Origin of the sequence: Nitratireductor sp. ZSWI3 (assembly GCF_024655565.1) — a bacterium.
In the GTDB taxonomy this organism is placed as follows: Bacteria; Pseudomonadota; Alphaproteobacteria; order Rhizobiales; family Rhizobiaceae; genus Nitratireductor.
On the sequence record NZ_JANKOF010000057.1, the window covers coordinates 16,063 to 31,025 of the forward strand.

Sequence of the window (14,963 nt, forward strand, 5' to 3'; positions counted from 1 at the left end):
CGACTGGTCTTTCAGGCATTCAGGATACACCCGCCGGCGGCGATCCGGAAGCTTTGTCGCGACACCGCAGTGCCGCGCGTTCCATCAGGACGCGCAAAGGACGCTGCAAGTCCTCGAATCTGCGCACGGCCCGCCGCTCGCCATATTTTGCATCCAACCATGTGGCATGCGCACCAGATGACGCCCGGCCAGGTCTGGCCGGCACGCACCCACCCCGTTTCCAGTGCTTTGAAAGAGATCGGTCCACGCCATGACGACACTCCCCACCATCTCCCGTCCCGTCCCGCAAGACGAGGTGCCGGTGCGCCTGCGGCGCCTGCTGGTGGTGGGGCTGCTGCCGAGCCTTGCGGCCGCCTGCACCACGACGCGCCGCAGCGCCAATCTGGAGGAAGCCGAGCCGGCCTTTCCAGCTCTTTCCTATTATGCGCAGATCTATCGCGAGATCGACGACGGCGATTTCGTCGTTCCTGCCGTCGATGTTAAAAAGATCGACCCGCAATATCTGCGCCAGGTGGTCGATTATCCGACCAGCGAGCGCGTCGGCACCCTCGTCGTCGATCCCTATCAGCGCTTCCTCTATCTGGTGATGGAGGACGGCAAGGCGATGCGCTACGGGGTCGGCGTCGCCAAGGCCGGCCTCGAATACCAGGGCGATGCGAGGATCGGCCGCAAGGCCAGATGGCCGCGCTGGGCGCCGACGCTAAACATGATCAACCGCGACCCCGAGCGCTATCGCCAATATGCGGGCGGCATGGAGGGGGGCCTGCGCAATCCGCTCGGCGCGCGCGCGCTCTATCTCTACAAGGACGGCCGCGACACGCTCTACCGCATTCACGGAACGAACGAGCCTTGGTCGATCGGCAAATCCGTTTCCTCGGGCTGCATCCGCCTGTTCAACCAGGACATCATGGACCTGCACACGCGCGTGCCGGTCGGCACCCGCGTGGTGGTGCTGGGGGCCGGTTCATCGCAGCCGGACATGGCCTGAAGCCCAGCAGACGACGAGACCTGCCGGCGAGCCGGCAGGTCTTGGTCTTCCAGCGGGTGTCCGGCCGACGCTATTTCGCTTCGACCTGCTCGGCCCAGCTGCGCGCCCCGGTCTCACCGTTGAGGAAAGGCAGCACCGTCTCGGCGAGCTGCGGCGCAACGCCGATGTCGTAGTGGGTCAGGTTCGGCAGGATCGCCAGCCGATTCTGCGACATGTGCTCGCGCATCCAGCCGGCGTCCTTCAGCCCTCCGCCGAGCAACTGGTAGAACTCGACGATATGCTCGGGGCGGTACATGTCGCTGTCGCCATAGACCAGCATCACGGGCATCTTCAGCGTCTTGACGTCGTCGGCGAAATTGTAGGGCTTGCGCATCATCTCGCCCATGCGGTCCAGCAGCCGGGGGAACTCGTCGGGGTTCGGCGCCACCTCCACATAGGACTTGTACATCGGGGTGTCCTTCATCATCTCGGCCATGGCCGAACCGACCTGGGCCTGCATCGGCAGCATCTCGGGATAGAAGCCGTCCTGCGCGAAGCCGGCCGAGACCAGCGCAAGACGGCGCACCATCTCGGGATGCTGCACGGCGAGCCGGAAGCCCACGCCACCGCCCATCGAATAGCCCATCACGTCGACCTGCTCGTATCCCAGTTCCTCAAGGATCACGGCCATGTCGTCGCCCATGTCGGTGAGGCTGATCGGCCGGTCGCCGAGCGTCGTGCGGCCGTGGCCGTGCAGGTCGACGCCGATCACCTGTCGCTCGGAGGCAAGCCGCACCAGCACCGGACCGAACATCTCGATCTGGCCGAGACCGCCATGCAGGAGCAGCAGCGGCTCTCCCTCGCCGCGGATTTGGTAGTGGTAGGTAACGCCGTTGGCCGTCACCTGGCCGCTCTTGTCCGGCGCGGGAACGCCTTGGATCATCGCGTCCGCAGGCTTCGGTTCTTCCGCCCGCGCCGTTCCCGCGAACGCGGCGGCGGCAAGGGCAATGAACAGTGTCTTCAGCATGTCGGTCTCCGGTGTCTGGGGCGGCCCGTTCCGGCATCGCCCGTTGCGATGCTCCAAGGACGCGCCGACGCGGCCCGCCCCGACAGGCCTGCGGAAAAAATTTCAACCGGACCGACGGGCTGATCCCGAAAGCTACGGACAGGGATTGCCCAATTGCTGATGCAGCCCGTCCACGGCGTCCTGCATCTCCTGCGTCCATACCACGTCGAGGGCGCCGAGCGCTTCCTCGAGCTGCGGCAGCGATGTCGCGCCGATGATGTTGGCGGTCATGAACGGCCGTGAATTGACGAAGGCGTGGGCGAACCTGGCCGGCGTCAAGCCGAAATCGCGTGCCATGGCGTTGTAGGAGGCGATCGCCGCTGCCGCCCCCGGTTTCTCGTAGCGCTGCAGGCGATCGAAGAGAACCTTGCGCGATCCGGCGGGCATGGCGCCGTTGTCGTATTTGCCGGTCAGATAGCCCTGCGCGAGCGGCGAATAGGCAAGCAGGCCGATCTCCTCGCGCCGGCAGGTCTCGGCAAGGTTCACCTCGAAGGTGCGGTTGACCAGGCTGTAGGCATTCTGCAGCGAGACGACGCGCGGCCCCGTCCCCCTGTCGGCCTCGGCCACATAGCGCATCACGCCCCAGGAGCTTTCGTTCGAGAGGCCGAAATGGCGAATCTTGCCAGCCTTGACCAGGTCGTCGAAGACGGCCAGCGTCTCGGCGATCGGCGTCTCGTCGGCCAGCGGCTCGGCGAGCGCGGTGACGCGTGTCGGGTTGGAGCCGAACGGGTTCTCCCTGTCCGGCCAGTGGATCTGGTAAAGATCGATGCAATCGGTCCCGAGGCGTGCGAGCGACTTGTCGATGGCGTCGAGAATGTCCGCCCGCACCAGCTTCGAAGGCCTGCCGCCACGGAACCATTCATTGGCCGTGCGGCCGACCACCTTCGAGGCGATGACGATCCGGTCGCGATTGCCGCGCGCCTTGATCCAGCTTCCGACGATCGTCTCGGTACGCCCCTGCGTCTCCGCCTTCGGGGGAATCGGGTAGAGCTCGGCCATGTCGAGGAAATTCACGCCCCGTTCCGCGGCGAGATCCATCTGGGCATGGCCCTCAGCCTCCGTGTTCTGCTCGCCGAACGTCATGGTTCCGAGGCAGATTTGCGAGACGAACAGGTCGCTGCGTCCGAGGCGGCGCTTTTGCATAAAGTTCTCCGGATGCTAGAACGCGGCGCGAAGGCACCGCACGGGCGCATCATAAGCCGCGCGCCGTTCGAGGCAAGACCGCCCGCGCCCGGCCCTTGACCTTGCAGCGGGACGAGCCCTTTACTGTTGCCGATCCGCAATCCCTGACAGGGAGACCCGTCATGAATCCCAAACGTCTGTTGGCCGCCGCGCTCCTTTCGTTCTCCGCGCTGCACGCGGCGAATGCCGCCGAGAACCGCGCGATGACCATCTGGAAGACACCGTGGTGCGGCTGCTGTCACGAATGGACCGAGGCCATGCGGCAGGCTGGCTATGCGGTGAAGGTGAACGATCTCGAGGATCTCACGCCGATCAAGAAACAGGCCGGCGTGCCGGCCGCCCTGGAAGGCTGCCACACGGCGATGATCGACGGATACGTGCTGGAAGGCCATGTGCCGCTCGAAGCCATCGACAAGCTGCTTTCGGAGCGTCCGGCGATCGCCGGCATCGCAACGCCCGGCATGCCGCAAGGCTCGCTCGGCATGGGTGACGATCCTGAGGCCCGCTACGACGTCTACACCTTCTCGAGGGATGCCGACGCCGCACCCGCCGTCTATTATCGAGCCGGCGCCGAATAGCGCGCCGCGCCGCAGGGAAGCGCCGCGGCGACCGGCGCGATCAGGTGAAGGCGTCGGGCATCGATTCCTTGCGCCTGGCGATGAAATCGACCAGCCCTTCCTCGATCCCGGCGTCGAGCGGCGGCGCCTGATAGGTCTCCAGCCATTGGCGGGCAAGCTGGTTGGCGCGCTGGTGCGCCGCCTTCTCGCCCTCGGCCGCCCATTGCTCGTAGGAATTGTTGTCGGCGATCGACGAGCGGTAGAAGGCCGTCTGGAAATTGGCCTGGGTGTGCGAGCAGCCGAGATAATGGCTCCCCGGCCCGACCTCGCGGATGGCGTCCATCGCCTGGCCGTTCTCCGACAGATCGACCGGCTGGCAGAAGCGCTGCTGCATGCCGAGCTGGTCGATGTCCATCATGAACTTCTCGTAGGAGGACACCAGCCCGCCTTCGAGCCAGCCGGCCGCATGCAGCACGAAATTCGTTCCGGCAAGCACCGTCGAGTTGAGCGTGTTGGCGCTTTCATAGGCGGCCTGCGCATCGGCGACCTTCGAACCGGTTAGCGAGCCGCCCGTGCGGAACGGAAGCCCGGCCCGCCGCGCCAGTTGCGCGGCCCCGTAGGAGACCAGCGACGGCTCGGGCGTGCCGAAAGTGGGTGCTCCCGACTGCATCGAGATCGACGAGGCGAAGGTGCCGAACAGCACCGGCGCTCCGGGCCGCACGAGCTGCGTGAAGGCAGCGCCCGCCAGGACCTCGGCGAGCACCTGGGTCAAGGTGCCGGCGACCGTCACCGGGCTCATCGCGCCCGCCAGGATGAACGGCGTGACGATGCAGGCCTGGTTCGCCCGCGCATAGACTTTCGCCGCCCCCAGCATGGTCTCGTCGAACACCATCGGCGAGTTGGCGTTGATCAGATTGATGACGACCGTGTTGTTGTCGACGAACTCCTCGCCGAACAGGATCTTCGCCATCGCCACCGTGTCCTCGGCCCGCTCCGGCGCCGTGACCGATCCCATGAAGGGCTTGTCCGAATAGCGCATATGGGCGAACACCATGTCGAGATGGCGCTTGTTGACCGGCACGTCCACCGGCTCGCACACCGTCCCGCCCGAGTGGTGAATGGACGGCGCCATATAGGCGAGCTTCACGAAATTGCGGAAATCCTCGATCGTCGCGTAGCGGCGGTTGCCTTCCAGGTCGCGCACGAAAGGCGGGCCGTAGACCGGTGCGAAGACGGTCGCGTTGCCGCCGATCTCCACCGAGCGGGCCGGATTGCGCGCGTGCTGCGTGAAGGTTGCCGGCGCGGTCTTCAAAAGCGTGCGGCACAGGCCTTTGGGGAAATGCACCCGTTCTCCCCGGACGTCGGCGCCGGCGTCCTTCCACAGCGCCAGAGCCTCGGCATCGTCGCGGAACTCGATGCCGATTTCCTCCAGCACCGTGTCCGCATTCGCCTCGATCAGGGCAAGCCCCTCCTCGTCCAGAACCTCGAAGGGCTTCAGGACCCGGCGGATATAGGTCAGTTGCTCGCCCGGCCCACCGCCGGTGCGCGCGGCGCGGCGCGCGGCAGCGCCGCCGCGTTCGCCCCTGCCGGTACGTCCCCGCCTCGGCTGGTCGCCCGTGCCTTCGCCTGTTTCCGCGGCCGCGGTTGCGATCATGGTCATGATGAATCTTCTCTCGCTGGGTCCGTCGAAGTGGGACAGTTCGTCGAATCCTAGCGAGTACGGTTGCGACAGCCATTTCCGCAAGCGGCACGGCATGTCGCAACCGGAAGGCTATTTCCGGCCTTTCGTCGTCCATTCCGAGCCCTGGGCCCAGTCGGAATTGCCGGACACCGACCCGCCGGAGCGCGGATCGAGGCCGCGCTCCAACATCTTGACCTCCAGCTGCAGCCGCTTCAGCTCCAGCTGGTAGAGGCGGTCGCAATCGAGCCGTGTCGGCTTCGTTCCAAGCGGAACGACCACCCGGCCGTAGGCCGAAAGCGCGCTCGAATCCCCATTCAGGCCGCCTCCTACGAGACCGGAATCCACATAGGCGCCCGAGCCGCCCATGGCCGCGCGGCAGGTCGTGCCGTCCGCCGCCCGGATCTCATCGAATCCGTTGGGCGTGACCACGCCGGGCAGGGAAATGCCGGTCTGGTTCTGGTTGATGATGTAGTTGCGATTTTCCGCCCGGGCCGCTCCGCAGAGCAGCGACAGGCAGCCGGCGATGACTATGACCGCCTTCGAGCGATGAAACGTCCGCATATCTGGGCCTTCACACCTATCTTTTCTCCGGGAAAGGGAACGCTTTCCGTGCAAATGCGCACGCGGCGCTCCGACTTGCCTTCAAATCCGACGATGACCAGCACGCTGCGCGACGAACCGCCGCCGAGCGATATTTCCGATGGGGTGATGCGCGCCGCAACGGGCTTGAAGTCCGCGTCATAGACGCGCACCGCCACCGAAACCCGGTGGCCATAGGGGTTCTTGGGGAACACCCGGACGGCAAATTCATCGGAGAAGCTGGTGACCTCGCCGCGCATCGGGGTCATCGACTGCGCGGCGAGATCGCCGGGAATGAAGGCCAGTGCCGCGGTCGCCGCGGCAATGGCTCTCCTCATGGTCGGATCCTATTCGCAGGTGACCGTGACTTCGGCCGTGTATCGGCCAAGGGGAAATACGAACCCGTTTGCGGTTGCCGACAGATCGACGTCCACATTGGTGGCGCCGTGCCCGAGTCGGGAAATCGTCGAGCCCGGCGTATCGGCGATGAACGTCGCCCCAGACGCGCGGTAGCTGGAGTCAAAGGTGACTGCGCCCACACCTGCAGGCGAGCTCGAGAATGCCGTCGGTGTCGTCGTCGAAAGGTTGAAGCCCTCCCCCGTGGTCAGAACCACGGCGCGGCCGGATCGCCCTCCGGCTGCTTTTGAATCGAGCTTTGAGACGCCATCCTGCCCCAGAACACCTGGAGATTGAAGTGTAATTGTACAGGTAGCATCAACCTGACTATTGAATGGAACCGTCGTAATTGCCGCATGCGCGTAAAACGGAAAAGCGGAAGCGATAATTACAGAAGGTAATAAATAATATTTCACAATATACCTCAATTATTATGCAGATATTTACCAATATAATTTCTCCTGATTCGCCAAGTACGTCAATAAATATCAATTTTTTGGAAAAGATATTACATATATATGTAGAAACTATTCTGAAGATCACCAAGTGATACGATGTTCGGAAGTGAGCGGTGTCTGTCCGCAGCAAACCGCCCTGCCCGGCCGCTTCCGTGCGGGACAACCGCCCGTGCGACAACCTTCAGCGCCGGTCCTTGTTGCTCCAGCCCGTATCGCTCGCCCAGGCGCCGACCGCGTTGCTGGTCGCCCGCGGATCGAGACCCTGCCGCAGAAGACGGACTTCAAGTTCGAGCCGTTCGAGCTCGAGCCGGTAAAGCTTGTCGCAGTTCAGCCGCGGCGGCTTCTCCCCGAGCGGCACCACCAGCCGCCCGTAAGCGGACACCGAATTGGACGAGCTGTCGAGCCCGCCGCCGATGATGCCCGAATCGAGATAGGCGCCGGAGCCTGCCATGGACGACCGGCATGTCGTTCCGTCCGCCGCCCGGATTTCGTCAAAGCCGTTGGGCATGACCACGCCCGGCAGCGCGACACCGGTCTGGTTCTGGTTGATGACATATTGGGTATCGCCCGCTCCGGCTGCCGACGCGCCGGCAAGCAGCAGGGCCACCAGCGCGATCAGCCGGCGCGGCGTGCAAGGAAACGTCCGCATATCTGCGCCCTTATCCTGGTTTTCCGGTTGGGAAACGGAACGCTCTCCGTGCACACGCGAACGCGCCTGTGGGCCGCCTTGCCGAACGGCACCTCGACCAGAACCGGCCGCGTATCGCGGCTGCCGAGCATCATTTCGGCCGGCGAGACGCGCGCCTCGACCGGCAGGAAATCCGCATCATAAACCCGCACCACCACGCGGATGCGGTGGCGGTAGGGGTTGTAAGGGAAGACCCGCACGGCAAAGGCATCGCCGAAGCTGGTGACCTCGCCGCGCATCGGCGTCATCGATTGCGGCGCGGCGGCACCGCAGCTCGCGGCGAGCGCCGCCATTGCCAACAATTGCAGTCGCATCGCGCTACTCGCAGGTGACCGTCACCTGGGCGGTGTAGGAGCCGGCCGGAAAGTTGCCGCTCGACTTGGTCGCGGTCAGGTCGACATCGACATTGGTCAGCCCGAGGCCCAGAGGCGATGTCACGGTCCCCACCACGTCGAGCAGCGAGGTCACGCCGCTGGCACTGTAGCTGGAGGCAAACACGACGGCGTCGTCTCCTCCCGCCGGCGCGCTGGTGAAGGCAGCCGGGGCGGAGGTGGACAGGTTGTAGCCGATGCCGGTGGTGAGGATCGTTGCCGTGCCGGAGATCCCGCCTGGCGCCTCGGAACTCAGCTCGGTGAAATCGGCGTTGGCGGCGAGCGTGCCCGGCGTGCCGATCGTGATAAGGCAGGTCGACAGTATCGTTCCGTTGAAGATCACCGAGCCCTCGACGGCGGCCGCCGGGGATGCGGAAACGAAAATCAGTGCTGAAATGAGGAAGGAGGCCCTGCGCATCGCTCTGCTCCTTTTCGGTAAGCAGACAAGCCCCCACTCGACGATGGCACACGATGCGTTACGCTTGTTAATATTACGTTAATGAATCCGGTCGAATTTTCATAAAACCGCAGGAGCAGGCCGCCGCGCGCCTCCAGTCGTTTTCTCGGCGCAGGAGGTCGCAAATCAGCTATGGAAATCGGCGTTCCTCGACTTATCCTTCCATTTTCAGGCGGTTGCCAGCCTTGTCGGGATGGGGCCGCTCTTTTCGCCTGGCATGGACAGCAGGAGCCATCAGATGTCCGACGACGAAATCATTCTCTCCGAGCTTTCCGACGACGAACTCGTCCAGCAGATGCATGACGACCTCTATGACGGGCTGAAGGAGGAGATAGAGGAAGGCACGCACATCCTGCTCAACCGCGGCTGGGCGCCCTACGAGGTCCTGACCGAGGCGCTGGTCGAAGGCATGCGCATCGTCGGCGAGGATTTCCGCGACGGCATCCTGTTCGTGCCGGAGGTGCTGCTGTCGGCCAACGCCATGAAGGCCGGCATGACGATCCTGCGCCCGCTCCTGGCCGAGACCGGAGCGCCCAAGCAAGGCAAGATGGTCATCGGCACAGTCAAGGGCGACATCCACGACATCGGCAAGAACCTGGTCGGCATGATGATGGAGGGTGCAGGCTTCGACGTCATCGATCTCGGCATCAACAATCCGGTCGAAAACTATCTCCAGGCGATCGAGGAGCACCAGCCCGACATCATCGGGATGTCGGCGCTTCTGACGACGACCATGCCCTATATGAAGGTGGTCATCGACACGCTGAAGGAAAAGGGCATCCGCGACGACTACATCGTGCTGGTCGGCGGCGCGCCACTCAACGAGGAGTTCGGCAAGGCCGTCGGGGCGGACGCCTATTGCCGCGACGCCGCGGTGGCCGTGGAGACGGCCAAGGAGCTCATCAGGCGCAAGCACAACATCGCCGCGAGCGCCTGATCGAGCGGCCCCGGCAATCGGGCCTTCGGTCCGCTATTCGGCGGCCCTCGATATATCGGAGCCGGCACGCTTTGTGGCGTCGACCGCATTGGCCGTGTCCCGTCCCACGCCACGGATCGTGTTGGCGCAGCCGGCTGCGAACGCGCCGACAAGGACGACAACGACAATACGGGAAAGTATGGAAAGCTGCATGTTCTGTCTCCCTCACGAATGACCGCCCTTTGAAGGAACGGCAAACCAGATGCAGGAACGCGCCACACCGCAAAAGGTTCTGGTCATCGCTTGCGGCATGATCGCTCGTGAAGTGCTTGCCGTGCGCGAACGGCACGGCTTCGAGCATCTCGAACTCACCTGCCTGCCTGCAGAATATCACTATTACCCGGACCGCATTGCTCCGGCAATGGACAGCGCCATTGTGCGGGCGCGTGCCGAAGGATACCGCCACATCTTCGTTGGCTATGCCGATTGCGGCACCGGGGGCTTGCTCGACAAGGTCTGCGAGAAGCACGGGGTGGAGCGCATAGCGGGCCCGCATTGCTTCGCCTTCTACCAGGGGCTCGACGCATTCGCCGCCATCGCCGACGACGACATGCTGTCGTTCTATATGACCGATTTCCTGTGCCGCCAGTTCGAGGCCTTCTTCCTGAAGCCGCTCGGCCTCGACCGGCATCCCGAGCTGATCGAGGATTTCTTCGGCAACTATCGCAAGCTCGTCTATCTGGCGCAGACCGACGACCCGGCGCTCGACAGGGTAGCCGAGGACGCCGCACGCCTGCTCGGGCTTGCCTATGAGCGGCGCCCGACCGGCTACGGAGACCTGGCGACCGCCCTGGCGCATGCCGCTCTCTCCCCGGACGATGACGCGCGGCCGCGATAGAGCGCGCGCGCTCACCATGAGGAGGGATCTACTTGGCGGGAAGCCTGTTTCCAGGGCGTTGCTGAAGGACCTGGCAATCGATACCGCCCCTTATGGCGAGCTTGTCGAACCATGCAGGACGCTGCTGCCGCTGTGTCCGAAAGGCCGCACGGCCTGAAGGGAAAGCCGGTCCTCGGCTCCTCGCCACGAAATGGTTACAAAGCTTGTGCTTCTATCGGCGTTTTTGACGGAGGCAGAACGTGCAGCGCATTTCGGCAATGCTTTTCCTGGCGGTCCTGGGCATCGGCGCAGCCCGGGCCGAGAGCCCGCCCGACTCGCTGGTCCAGCAGAAGCTGGACATGGAATTGGCCGGATTCGAGAAGGACACGGTTCTGAAGACGATCACCTATCGCGACGCGGCGCGTCTCGACGCCTTCGACAGGATCCGCGACGGCGCGATCGCCGAGGCGAAGGCCGGCGGCTCGGCTGAGGATCTTGCCGTCCTCGACGGCATCGAGGCGCGCCCGGCGCGTTCCTTCGATGACTTCGATCTTTCCGGCGACTGGCAGTGCCGCACCGTCAAGGTCGGCGGCCCGGCGCCGTTGGTCGTCTATGACTGGTTCCGCTGCCGTGTCGGCGACGACGGCGCCGGTTGGCGGCTTGAGAAGCTGACGGGCTCGCAACGCACCGTCGGACGTTTCTTCAACGACGGCGATTCGCGCCAGATCTATCTCGGCGCCTTCCACGTGGCCGGCGATCCCCTGCCGTCCTATGGCGCAGGCCCGGCGAGCGATCAGGCAGGCTACGTCCTTCGCGACGGCGAGCAGACCTGGCGCATCGAGTTTCCCGCACCCGCCTATGAATCGAAGCTCGACATCCTGGAGTTCCGCCCGGCCCGATGACCCGTCCCCGTTCACCGCGATCTTGCGGCCTCTGTCATGAAGGCTTAATCGCAAGAAGAGAAAACTGCACGTCGGGCCGGAGGAGATTCGGCGTGGCATACGAGACTGCGCGATGAAAGCGGAGGGCATGAATTTGGACACGGTGTCGGGCGCGGCACCCGCGGAGCACACGCCCCGCCGCCTTTCGCGCATCTTTCAGGACCTGGCGAACAGCGCCCGGGACAAGGTCACCGTCGGCGAAATCCGGCAGGCGCTGGGCGACCGCAGCTTTGCGACGCTGTTGATCTTCTTCTGCAGCCTCAACCTGCTGCCCTTCCCGCCCGGCAGCACCCTCATCCTCGGCCCGCCGATCGTCCTCGTCGCCATCCAGATGGTGCTGGGCAACAGGACCGTCTGGCTGCCGCGCTTCCTGCTCAGGAAGTCGATCAGCGGCGACAAGTTCCGTCATATGAGCGAAAAGCTCATTCCCCGGCTCATCTGGCTCGAACGGCTGATCAAGCCGCGCTACTGGCCTTTCGCCCGCGGCCATGCCGACAGGATCATCGGAACCGTGGCGCTGGTCCTGGCCGTCGCGGTGACGCTGCCGATCCCGCTCGGCAACTGGTTTCCCGCCTTCTCCTGCGCCCTGGTGGGGCTCGCGCTCTCGGAGCGCGACGGCATCCTCCTGTGCATCGGCGTCGTTTGCGGAACCCTTTCCCTGCTCGTCATCGCCGCCGTCGTCGGCGCAGCGGGCGTGCTGGCCGGCGTCCTGATCCCCTGAGCCGGCGGCAACGCGCCGGCCTGCCGCGTCGCATTTGAATGCGCGGGCGTCGCCTCGCAACAAGCGAGGCACCCTCGCATGCGGCAATGCTCCCTTAAGAGGAAGGAGCAAGCCGCCCATGGCCAATCTGATCGTTGTCTACTGGCGTGACATCCCGGCCCAGGTGATTGTCAGGAAGGGCCGGCAAACCGCCAAGCGGGAACTGCCGCTGCGCTTTACCGAAGCGATCGACATGTGCGCCATGCGCGTCGGCGCACGCGACACCGACGCCTATCTCGCCGAATGGCGGCGCGGCGAGCCGGTCGAGGTCGGCGACGACCTTGAGGCCGAGGCCGACAAGGCGATGCGGGCCATCGAAGAGGCGTTCGACGACGCACGCCTCAAGGCGCTGGTCAAGGCTGGTGGCCATGTCGAGGCGTGAGTCCGCGAAGGCGGCCGCCCCCGCCGTGACCCAGGCGACGCTCGTCAAGAAAGCGCGCGACAGGATCGCCTACAAGCCTGCCGACGTCTCGCCGCAGCGCCGCCTGCAGCGGCGCTATACGATGCGGCTCTGGTCGGTGCGACACGCCCGCTTTCTCGAATGGTTCTACGGCCGCTTCGCCGACCTGTTTCTGGCGCTGCACCCGCTGTGGAAGGCGATCGGCTATGCGCGCGCCGAACGGCCGGTCAAATTCGTCGAACGGCAGGTGAAGGGTCTGATGTTCGATTGCCGCATGTGCGGCCAATGCGTGCTTTCCTCGACCGGCATGTCCTGTCCGATGAACTGCCCGAAGCAGTTGCGCAACGGCCCCTGTGGCGGCGTTCGCGCCAATGGCCACTGCGAGGTGGAGCCGGACATGCCCTGCGTCTGGGTCAAGGCCTGGGAAGGGTCCCGCCTGATGCGCGCCGGCGACGCGATCCTCACCGTGCAGAAGCCGGTCGACCAGTCGCTGCGCGAGAGCTCGGCCTGGCTGCGTGTCACCGCCCTTGCCGCACAGAAGCGTGAAACCGGAAACGGAACAGCAGCATGATCAAGCGCCCGCCGCAGATCGACGAGAACCCGGAAGGCGTGGAGCTGCCGCTCGAGCCCCTGCCCGGCCATGCCTCGCGCGGGCGGCTGGAGCGGGTGCTGCGGCGCGGCGAATTCGCCGTCACCGCCGAGCTCAACCCGCCCGACAGCGCCAACGCGCAGGATGTCTTCGAGCGGGCAGCGGTCTTCGACGGCTGGGTCGACGGCATCAACGCAGTCGATGCCTCCGGCGCCAATTGCCACATGTCGTCCATGGGCATCTGTGCTCTGCTCACGCGCATGGGCTATGCGACGATCATGCAGATCGCCTGCCGCGACCGCAACCGCATCGCCATCCAGGGCGACGTGCTCGGCGCCGCAGCGATGGGCGTCGCCAACATCATGTGCCTGACCGGCGACGGCGTGCAGGCGGGCGACCAGCCGGGCGCCAAGCCCGTCTTCGATCTCGACTGCATGTCGCTCCTTGAAACCGTGCGCACCATGCGCGACGAGGAAAAATTCCTCTCCGGCCGCAAGCTCACCACACCGCCCGCCGTCTTCCTCGGCGCCGCCATCAATCCCTTCGCCCCGCCCTACGATTTCCGCCCCCTGCGCCTCGCCAAGAAGATCGCCGCCGGCGCGCAGTTCGTGCAGAGCCAGTATTGCTACGACGTGCCGATGCTAAGGGAATACATGAAGCGCGTGCGCGATCTGGGGCTGGTGGAGAAATGCTTCGTCCTGGTTGGTGTCGGCCCCCTCGCCTCGGCCAAGACGGCGCGCTGGATCCGCTCCAACGTGCCCGGCGTGCACATCCCCGACGCGGTCGTCAAACGGCTCGAGGGCGCCGAGAACCAGAAGCAGGAAGGCAAGCGCCTGTGCATCGACATCATCAACGAGGTGAAGGAGATCGAGGGCGTCTCCGGCATCCATGTCATGGCCTACCGGCAGGAGGAATTCGTCGCCGAAATCGTCCACGATTCCGGCGTTCTCAAGGGTCGCAAGCCCTGGAAGCGCGAGCCGGGCGCCGACGATGCGCTGGTCGCCGAGCGGCTCGACCACATCCTGCACGACAATCCCAGCGAAAAACCCGTTGAAATGGTCAAGGACGCGGCGGGGTGAAGCCCGACGCCACCGACCGTCAAAGATTGAACCCAACCGAATAACGATATAAAGAAGTCTTTATATCTCTGGAGGACTTGAATGACCCGCACCATCGTCGCCTCGGCCAAAAGGGAAGTCGTCATCGGCTTCGACCAGCCATTCTGCGTTATCGGCGAGCGCATCAATCCGACCGGTCGCAAGAAGCTCGCCGCAGAAATGGTCGCAGGCAATTTCGATACGGTGCGCAAAGACGCGCTGGAGCAGGTCGCCGCCGGCGCAACGATGCTGGACGTGAATGCGGGCGTCACCGCGGTCGATCCCAACGCCACGGAGCCGGCCCTGCTGGTGCAGACGCTTGAGATCGTGCAGGAACTCGTCGACGTTCCGCTGTCGATCGATTCCTCCGTCTCGGCGGCCATCGAGGCGGCGCTGCAGGTGGCCAAGGGGCGTCCGCTGGTCAATTCCGTCACCGGCGAGGAAGAGAAGCTGGAAGCGATCCTGCCCCTGATCAAGAAATACGATGTGCCGGTGGTGGCCATCTCCAACGACGAGACCGGCATCTCCGAGGATCCGGACGTGCGCTTCGAGGTGGCCAGGAAGATCGTCCAGCGCGCCGCCGATTACGGCATCCCTTCGCACGACATCGTGGTCGACCCGCTGGTCATGCCGATCGGCGCCATGGGCACCGCCGGCAAGCAGGTCTTCGCGCTGCTGCGCCGCCTGCGCGAGGAACTGAAGGTCAACACCACCTGCGGCCTGTCCAACATCTCCTTCGGCCTGCCGCACCGGCACGGCATCAACGCCGGCTTCATTCCGATGGTCATCGGCGCCGGCATGACGAGCGCCATCATGAACCCGTGCCGCCCGCAGGAGATGGAGGCGGTGCGCGCGGCAAACGTGCTGAACGGCACCGACCCGAACTGCCACCACTGGATCATGACCTATCGCGACCACCAGCCGGCGGCCGCCGCCGCAGCGGCCACCGGCGGCGATGGCGCTGCGCTCGCCGCGACCGGT

The 14,963-nt window shown here is 64.9% G+C and carries 20 protein-coding genes; 10 read left to right on the forward strand and 10 right to left on the reverse strand.

All coding sequences use genetic code 11. The features are described from left to right. Positions 1–250 precede the first annotated feature (250 nt). A complete protein-coding gene (locus NUU27_RS16590) occupies positions 251–988 on the forward strand; it encodes a L,D-transpeptidase (protein WP_257763255.1) in 738 nt (245 codons plus the stop codon). Positions 989–1,058: 70 nt separating this feature from the next. Here NUU27_RS16590 and NUU27_RS16595 read toward each other — a convergent pair whose 3' ends face one another. Both NUU27_RS16595 and NUU27_RS16600 read right to left on the reverse strand, forming a co-directional pair. Further along, entirely contained in the window at positions 1,059–1,994 is a 936-nt protein-coding gene (locus NUU27_RS16595) for an alpha/beta fold hydrolase (protein WP_257763257.1), read from the reverse strand. Positions 1,995–2,126: 132 nt separating this feature from the next. Further along, positions 2,127–3,176, reverse strand: coding sequence for an aldo/keto reductase (locus tag NUU27_RS16600; protein WP_257763258.1), 1,050 nt, complete (start codon positions 3,174–3,176; stop codon positions 2,127–2,129). Positions 3,177–3,337: 161 nt separating this feature from the next. Between NUU27_RS16600 and NUU27_RS16605 the strand changes: the two genes are divergently transcribed. After that, positions 3,338–3,793: a DUF411 domain-containing protein gene (locus NUU27_RS16605; protein ID WP_257763259.1), complete on the forward strand. Its 456-nt coding sequence runs from the start codon at positions 3,338–3,340 to the stop codon at positions 3,791–3,793. Positions 3,794–3,833: 40 nt separating this feature from the next. Here the strand turns inward: NUU27_RS16605 and NUU27_RS16610 are convergent, their stop codons facing one another. The 7 genes from NUU27_RS16610 to NUU27_RS16640 all read right to left on the reverse strand — a co-directional run bounded on the left by NUU27_RS16610 (position 3,834) and on the right by NUU27_RS16640 (position 8,363). Further along, entirely contained in the window at positions 3,834–5,426 is a 1,593-nt protein-coding gene (locus tag NUU27_RS16610; protein ID WP_257763277.1) for a trimethylamine methyltransferase family protein, read from the reverse strand. Positions 5,427–5,543: 117 nt separating this feature from the next. Continuing rightward, a complete protein-coding gene (locus NUU27_RS16615; protein WP_257763260.1) occupies positions 5,544–6,014 on the reverse strand; it encodes a hypothetical protein in 471 nt (156 codons plus the stop codon). Then, a complete protein-coding gene (locus NUU27_RS16620) occupies positions 5,981–6,370 on the reverse strand; it encodes a hypothetical protein (protein ID WP_257763261.1) in 390 nt (129 codons plus the stop codon). The genes NUU27_RS16615 and NUU27_RS16620 overlap by 34 nt, the downstream gene beginning before the upstream one ends. Before the next feature lie 9 nt (positions 6,371–6,379). Continuing rightward, entirely contained in the window at positions 6,380–6,844 is a 465-nt protein-coding gene (locus NUU27_RS16625; protein ID WP_257763262.1) for a hypothetical protein, read from the reverse strand. Positions 6,845–7,067: 223 nt separating this feature from the next. Continuing rightward, positions 7,068–7,535: a hypothetical protein gene (locus NUU27_RS16630; RefSeq protein WP_257763264.1), complete on the reverse strand. Its 468-nt coding sequence runs from the start codon at positions 7,533–7,535 to the stop codon at positions 7,068–7,070. Then, entirely contained in the window at positions 7,502–7,888 is a 387-nt protein-coding gene (locus tag NUU27_RS16635) for a hypothetical protein (RefSeq protein ID WP_257763265.1), read from the reverse strand. The genes NUU27_RS16630 and NUU27_RS16635 overlap by 34 nt, the downstream gene beginning before the upstream one ends. A 4-nt stretch (positions 7,889–7,892) precedes the next feature. Then, positions 7,893–8,363: a hypothetical protein gene (locus NUU27_RS16640; protein WP_257763266.1), complete on the reverse strand. Its 471-nt coding sequence runs from the start codon at positions 8,361–8,363 to the stop codon at positions 7,893–7,895. 277 nt (positions 8,364–8,640) lie between these two features. Between NUU27_RS16640 and NUU27_RS16645 the strand changes: the two genes are divergently transcribed. Then, positions 8,641–9,339 (forward strand): B12-binding domain-containing protein, encoded by a 699-nt coding sequence (locus tag NUU27_RS16645; protein ID WP_257763267.1) that lies wholly within the window; start codon positions 8,641–8,643, stop codon positions 9,337–9,339. A gap of 33 nt (positions 9,340–9,372) precedes the next feature. Here NUU27_RS16645 and NUU27_RS16650 read toward each other — a convergent pair whose 3' ends face one another. Continuing rightward, positions 9,373–9,531 carry an entericidin gene (locus NUU27_RS16650; RefSeq protein WP_257763268.1) on the reverse strand — a complete coding sequence of 53 codons (159 nt, stop codon included), beginning with the start codon at positions 9,529–9,531 and terminating at the stop codon, positions 9,373–9,375. Positions 9,532–9,580: 49 nt separating this feature from the next. Between NUU27_RS16650 and NUU27_RS16655 the strand changes: the two genes are divergently transcribed. The 7 genes from NUU27_RS16655 to NUU27_RS16685 form a co-directional block, all read left to right on the forward strand. Continuing rightward, positions 9,581–10,216 carry a DUF1638 domain-containing protein gene (locus NUU27_RS16655; RefSeq protein ID WP_257763269.1) on the forward strand — a complete coding sequence of 212 codons (636 nt, stop codon included), beginning with the start codon at positions 9,581–9,583 and terminating at the stop codon, positions 10,214–10,216. Positions 10,217–10,455: 239 nt separating this feature from the next. Then, entirely contained in the window at positions 10,456–11,097 is a 642-nt protein-coding gene (locus tag NUU27_RS16660; protein ID WP_257763270.1) for a DUF4893 domain-containing protein, read from the forward strand. A gap of 127 nt (positions 11,098–11,224) precedes the next feature. After that, complete coding sequence (locus NUU27_RS16665) at positions 11,225–11,857, forward strand: exopolysaccharide biosynthesis protein (RefSeq protein WP_257763271.1); 633 nt, start codon at positions 11,225–11,227, stop codon at positions 11,855–11,857. Between the two features lie 118 nt (positions 11,858–11,975). Next, positions 11,976–12,278: a virulence factor gene (locus tag NUU27_RS16670; RefSeq protein ID WP_257763272.1), complete on the forward strand. Its 303-nt coding sequence runs from the start codon at positions 11,976–11,978 to the stop codon at positions 12,276–12,278. Then, positions 12,265–12,867, forward strand: a complete 603-nt coding sequence (locus tag NUU27_RS16675; RefSeq protein ID WP_257763273.1) for a methylenetetrahydrofolate reductase C-terminal domain-containing protein — start codon at positions 12,265–12,267, stop codon at positions 12,865–12,867. Before NUU27_RS16670 ends, NUU27_RS16675 begins: the two co-directional genes overlap by 14 nt. Continuing rightward, positions 12,864–13,964 (forward strand): methylenetetrahydrofolate reductase, encoded by a 1,101-nt coding sequence (locus NUU27_RS16680; protein WP_257763274.1) that lies wholly within the window; start codon positions 12,864–12,866, stop codon positions 13,962–13,964. Before NUU27_RS16675 ends, NUU27_RS16680 begins: the two co-directional genes overlap by 4 nt. An 81-nt stretch (positions 13,965–14,045) precedes the next feature. Then, positions 14,046–14,963: methyltetrahydrofolate cobalamin methyltransferase (locus NUU27_RS16685; protein WP_257763275.1), on the forward strand; the 918-nt coding region annotated here is incomplete at its 3' end.

What these genes read in the sequence shown, in the direction of transcription:
- NUU27_RS16650 (WP_257763268.1), bottom strand. Translation starts at nt 9,531, where the DNA reads ATGCAGCTTTCCATACTTTCCCGTATTGTCGTTGTCGTCCTTGTCGGC.
- NUU27_RS16605 (WP_257763259.1), top strand. Translation starts at nt 3,338, where the DNA reads ATGAATCCCAAACGTCTGTTGGCCGCCGCGCTCCTTTCGTTCTCCGCG.
- NUU27_RS16675 (WP_257763273.1), top strand. Translation starts at nt 12,265, where the DNA reads ATGTCGAGGCGTGAGTCCGCGAAGGCGGCCGCCCCCGCCGTGACCCAG.
- NUU27_RS16665 (WP_257763271.1), top strand. Translation starts at nt 11,225, where the DNA reads ATGAATTTGGACACGGTGTCGGGCGCGGCACCCGCGGAGCACACGCCC.
- NUU27_RS16620 (WP_257763261.1), bottom strand. Translation starts at nt 6,370, where the DNA reads ATGAGGAGAGCCATTGCCGCGGCGACCGCGGCACTGGCCTTCATTCCC.
- NUU27_RS16615 (WP_257763260.1), bottom strand. Translation starts at nt 6,014, where the DNA reads ATGCGGACGTTTCATCGCTCGAAGGCGGTCATAGTCATCGCCGGCTGC.
- NUU27_RS16600 (WP_257763258.1), bottom strand. Translation starts at nt 3,176, where the DNA reads ATGCAAAAGCGCCGCCTCGGACGCAGCGACCTGTTCGTCTCGCAAATC.
- NUU27_RS16655 (WP_257763269.1), top strand. Translation starts at nt 9,581, where the DNA reads ATGCAGGAACGCGCCACACCGCAAAAGGTTCTGGTCATCGCTTGCGGC.
- NUU27_RS16610 (WP_257763277.1), bottom strand. Translation starts at nt 5,426, where the DNA reads ATGATCGCAACCGCGGCCGCGGAAACAGGCGAAGGCACGGGCGACCAG.
- NUU27_RS16590 (WP_257763255.1), top strand. Translation starts at nt 251, where the DNA reads ATGACGACACTCCCCACCATCTCCCGTCCCGTCCCGCAAGACGAGGTG.
- NUU27_RS16595 (WP_257763257.1), bottom strand. Translation starts at nt 1,994, where the DNA reads ATGCTGAAGACACTGTTCATTGCCCTTGCCGCCGCCGCGTTCGCGGGA.
- NUU27_RS16630 (WP_257763264.1), bottom strand. Translation starts at nt 7,535, where the DNA reads ATGCGGACGTTTCCTTGCACGCCGCGCCGGCTGATCGCGCTGGTGGCC.
- NUU27_RS16645 (WP_257763267.1), top strand. Translation starts at nt 8,641, where the DNA reads ATGTCCGACGACGAAATCATTCTCTCCGAGCTTTCCGACGACGAACTC.
- NUU27_RS16670 (WP_257763272.1), top strand. Translation starts at nt 11,976, where the DNA reads ATGGCCAATCTGATCGTTGTCTACTGGCGTGACATCCCGGCCCAGGTG.
- NUU27_RS16680 (WP_257763274.1), top strand. Translation starts at nt 12,864, where the DNA reads ATGATCAAGCGCCCGCCGCAGATCGACGAGAACCCGGAAGGCGTGGAG.
- NUU27_RS16635 (WP_257763265.1), bottom strand. Translation starts at nt 7,888, where the DNA reads ATGCGACTGCAATTGTTGGCAATGGCGGCGCTCGCCGCGAGCTGCGGT.
- NUU27_RS16640 (WP_257763266.1), bottom strand. Translation starts at nt 8,363, where the DNA reads ATGCGCAGGGCCTCCTTCCTCATTTCAGCACTGATTTTCGTTTCCGCA.